This is a genomic window from Acidiphilium sp. PM (assembly GCF_000219295.1).
GTDB lineage: Bacteria > Pseudomonadota > Alphaproteobacteria > Acetobacterales > Acetobacteraceae > Acidiphilium > Acidiphilium multivorum.
The window spans coordinates 1-3,586 of the sequence record NZ_AFPR01000627.1 but is presented as its reverse complement, the minus strand read 5'-3'; the positions used below and the strand labels follow the sequence as shown (position 1 = coordinate 3,586).

Sequence of the window (3,586 nt, the reverse complement as noted above, 5' to 3'; positions counted from 1 at the left end):
CCGGACGCACGCGAGGGCCGATCTGAGCAGGCCCAGAAGGCCCTGGAGGCCGCTCAGAAGGCCGAGGAAGCCCGTAGGGCGGCAGAAGCCGCCCAGAAGGCCGCTGAGGCCGCACAGGAGGCCGTAGAGCGCCAGCAGGCGGCAGATGAGGCGGACCGGACCCGCTGGCGCTCGATGCCGCTAAACGCGCTCCAATGGGAGGTGGAAACGCTACGGCCCGACCGGGATGCGGCGCTGGCGGCGGCCCGGATGGCGGACCCGGCGTATCGTAAGGCGGAAGAAGCCGCTGAAACCGCCAGGGCAGGGGAGGCGAAGGCGCGGGTGAATCTGTTGGAGGCTACCGAGACCGAGCGGAGCCTCAAGCAACGAGCGGAGAGATACCGGGAGAATCAGGGGTTGTTGGGGCGAGTGAGGTTCTGGCTTCAGGACAAGGGGGTTCTGGAAATCCCTGAATGGAAACGGCTTCAGGATCAGATCTCCGACACGCAAGCTATGGTTGCTCAACGGAAGAGCGATCTAGCCAGCGCAGAGGAGCTGAACGCCACGGCCAAGATCGCCTTCAGCAAGTTGTATAGCGCGACCGCTGTGGCGGTCGATGAAATTCTGGCGCCGGAATTCAGGCGGTATGAGGCGGCTCAATCCGTTCTCGATGAGCGGGTCGATGAGGATCGCCGCCGAGCCGCCGAAGCCGAGGCAGAGCGCGGCGAGCAGGAGAGAATGCGGGCTCTCGAAGCGAGAATTGAACGCGAGATAGCCGAGATGGGTGAATGGAAGGCGGAGGTGCGAGATGGTGTTGTCACCCTGCGCCTGATTCCGCCGGGCGGTAACGATGAAACGAAAGAAGTGACCAAGGATAAGCCACAAGAGCGCGAGGCACAGGCCAATCGGGAGAAGGATCGAGGCTTCGATATGATGGACTAGCTTCCCGGCCAGAAATTTTCGTCCATCACCTGCTCGAACGACCACAAACAAGTGGCTGGGAAAGTGCTTTCCGGAAACCCGGTTTCCGCTCCCGCTTCGATGACGGCATCACCATAGGCGTCCATGATTGCTTCTGGGACCACAGCCTTGAGGCTCGGATTGTCTCTCATGTGACGGCCCAGATCACGGCGCTGAACGCGGATTGTGGCCTGCCAAGATGCGCCCCGGTGGCCGGGCTGATACTGCCATTTGAGCAGGTGCAGAAGGAGAACCGTGAGACGACTGACAAGTTCGCGCTTCTCGGTTTTGCCCATGCTCTCGATTTCCTCGGCGATGTGTTCAATGTCGGCCTGTCTCAGCTTTCCAGCGCGCAGGAGTGCAGCCTGTTCGTTCGCCCAGGCATAGAAATCGCGGTCGTAGAGATTGGCGCTCATGTTGGTTTCCCTCCTTCCATCAGCCGCAGCAGCGGCGCGTCGGCTTGGGCCTGGTCACGTTCCTGACCGCTCAGATGCGTGGCGACGCGAGGGTTCATGAAGTAGTGGACCATCCCCGGCCCCTTCATCCCGGCGACACGCTGGCGGCGGCGGATGATGGCACCAAAGCCCTCGAGTTCGGTCATCATCTCGCTAACCCGCTTCGGTTCTTGGCCTAGCTTTTCAGCGATTTCCTCACGGGTAAGCAGGATTTCGCCGGTGTCGGTGCGCAGATGCTTGAAGCACAGCGCCCAGAGCTTCAGTGCCACCAGCGGGCGGGCCGAGTGGTCCGCGAGATAGTCAACGACGATGGCGTTCTGTTCCGGGCTGAGCATGACGAAGGTCCATTTGTTGCGGCTGGCGGTCTGGCGGTCGATGTGGCCGATCAAGGCTTTCACAGCCTCCGGCATGGCTCCCTCGAACGGCAGCAGCGCCTGGCGCAACTGCTCCGCCTGGTCCTGCCGGAGCCGGTCTGGCCTGGTTTTCAGAGCGTGGATTGTGGCCGCCATCAAATCCTCCTTTTAAGTCCCGTGGGGTGGGTCTCAGTAGTCCCACAGGATGGGACTTAATAGCAAGGCATTTTTTGGCGGGTTTCTGCGAAAAAACGCGAATTTTGGCCCGAGTTATCCACGCCAGATAGTATTTAGATGATAGAGCGCGCGCGCGGAGTGCCCGGCGACGAGGCTGACGCCGCGCGCGCGCTCTATCTCAACCCCCTAAATCCCCCTTCATCGGAAAGCCGCTGACGCGGTTTGCCCATGAGCGGCGGCCCTGACGGGCCGCTTTGTGCGATCGAGATCGAGGCCATGGACGACAGCCTATGCTGGTTGAGGTGCTGGCAAGTGGCTCAGGGGGCGGTGTGACTGGGCTGTGCCTGTGCTTTGCGGACTTGGGCGTGTCATGACCGCAACAGGTTGACGCCAGGGGAATTTTTGGAGTTATTTTAGTTTGCAAGCCATGCGCGGGTTCCCCGCGCGTCTTGCCAGGGGGATGCTCCGCTCCCCCGTGGACCCCCAGGCAAGGGCGCTGCGCCCCTTGACCCAACCGAGCGAGGCGGCGGCGATGGCGAGCGGATCGGAGACGCGGCAACGCCAAGCTGCCCTGCGCATCCGCCTGACCGCTGCCGAGCACGCTGCGATCACGGCCGCCAGTGAGCGGGCGGGGCTGTCGCTGGCGGGCTATGCGCGGTCGCAACTGCTTTCCGCGCCGCCCGTGCGACAGGCCCGCCGCCCCCCGGTAGAGCGGGCCGAACTGGCGCGGCTGCTTGGCGAGCTTGGCCGTGTTGGCTCGAACGTGAACCAGATCGCCCGCGCTCTGAATGGCGGGGGCGATCTGGTCCCGTCCGACCTTGCACGTGCTCAGGCTGACATTGCGGCGATCCGGGCTGCGATCATGCGCGCCCTGGGCCGCGCGCCCGGTGAGCCGTGATCATCAAGGGTGGCACGCGGGCCGGAGGGGCCGATCTAGGCGTTCATCTCAGCCGTACGGACACCAACGAGCGGGTGCTGCTGCTGGAATTGCGGGGCGTGGCAGGGATGAACCTGGACCAAGCCTTGCGCGAAATGGAGGCTTTTGGGGCTGGCACGCGGTGCAAGAGCCCGCTCTACCACGCCAACATCGACCCCCGAGCGGACGAACGGCTGACCCCGGAGCAGTGGGGGCGGGCGGTCGACGCCCTGGAAGCCAAACTAGGCTTCACGGGGCAGCCTCGGGCCTTGGTTCAGCACGTCAAAGAGGGCCGCGAGCATGTGCATGTGGTCTGGTCGCGGATCGATCTTGAGCGAAACCGGGCCATTCCCGACAGTCACAACTACCGGAAACACGAGGAAGTCGCTCGGGCGTTGGAGCGTGAATTCGGCCATGAGCGGGTTCAAGGGGCGCATGTCGAGCGGGACGGGAAGGAGCGCCCAGCCCGGACGCCGAGCCACGCGGAAATGCAGCAGGCCGAGCGATCTGGCCTCGATCCCAAGGCGATCAAGGCCGAGATCACCGCTCTTTGGCGTCAAACAGACAGCGGCAAAGCGTTCGCGGGCGCTCTGGCAGAGGCAGGCTACATCCTCGCACGGGGTGACAGGCGGGACTTCATCGTCATCGACCAGGCTGGGGAGAGCCACAGCCTGGCGCGAAGGATCGATGGGGCTAAGGCCGCGGACATCCGGGCCAGGTTATCCGACATCGACCAGGCGGCGTTG

5 protein-coding genes are annotated in these 3,586 nt (G+C 63.8%); 3 read left to right on the top strand and 2 right to left on the bottom strand.

The genetic code is table 11. The annotated features are described in order from the left end of the window. Positions 1–921, top strand: a 921-nt coding sequence (locus APM_RS22145; RefSeq protein ID WP_007425153.1) for a hypothetical protein, incomplete at its 5' end; no start/stop codon positions are given. On the opposite strand, the gene APM_RS19755 is transcribed toward APM_RS22145, so the two are convergent. Both APM_RS19755 and APM_RS19750 read right to left on the bottom strand, forming a co-directional pair. After that, positions 918–1,355, bottom strand: coding sequence for a DUF29 domain-containing protein (locus APM_RS19755; RefSeq protein WP_007425152.1), 438 nt, complete (start codon positions 1,353–1,355; stop codon positions 918–920). The genes APM_RS22145 and APM_RS19755 overlap by 4 nt on opposite strands. After that, positions 1,352–1,903, bottom strand: a complete 552-nt coding sequence (locus APM_RS19750) for a hypothetical protein (RefSeq protein ID WP_007425151.1) — start codon at positions 1,901–1,903, stop codon at positions 1,352–1,354. Before APM_RS19750 ends, APM_RS19755 begins: the two co-directional genes overlap by 4 nt. Before the next feature lie 553 nt (positions 1,904–2,456). On the opposite strand from APM_RS19750, the gene APM_RS19745 reads away from it, so the two are divergent. Continuing rightward, entirely contained in the window at positions 2,457–2,822 is a 366-nt protein-coding gene (locus APM_RS19745) for a plasmid mobilization protein (protein WP_158005028.1), read from the top strand. Further along, positions 2,819–3,586: relaxase/mobilization nuclease domain-containing protein (locus APM_RS19740; protein ID WP_007425149.1), on the top strand; the 768-nt coding region annotated here is incomplete at its 3' end. The genes APM_RS19745 and APM_RS19740, both read left to right, overlap by 4 nt.

Coding starts and splice junctions, on each gene's coding strand:
- APM_RS19755 (WP_007425152.1), bottom strand. CDS start 1,355: ATGAGCGCCAATCTCTACGACCGCGATTTCTATGCCTGGGCGAACGAA.
- APM_RS19750 (WP_007425151.1), bottom strand. CDS start 1,903: ATGGCGGCCACAATCCACGCTCTGAAAACCAGGCCAGACCGGCTCCGG.
- APM_RS19745 (WP_158005028.1), top strand. CDS start 2,457: ATGGCGAGCGGATCGGAGACGCGGCAACGCCAAGCTGCCCTGCGCATC.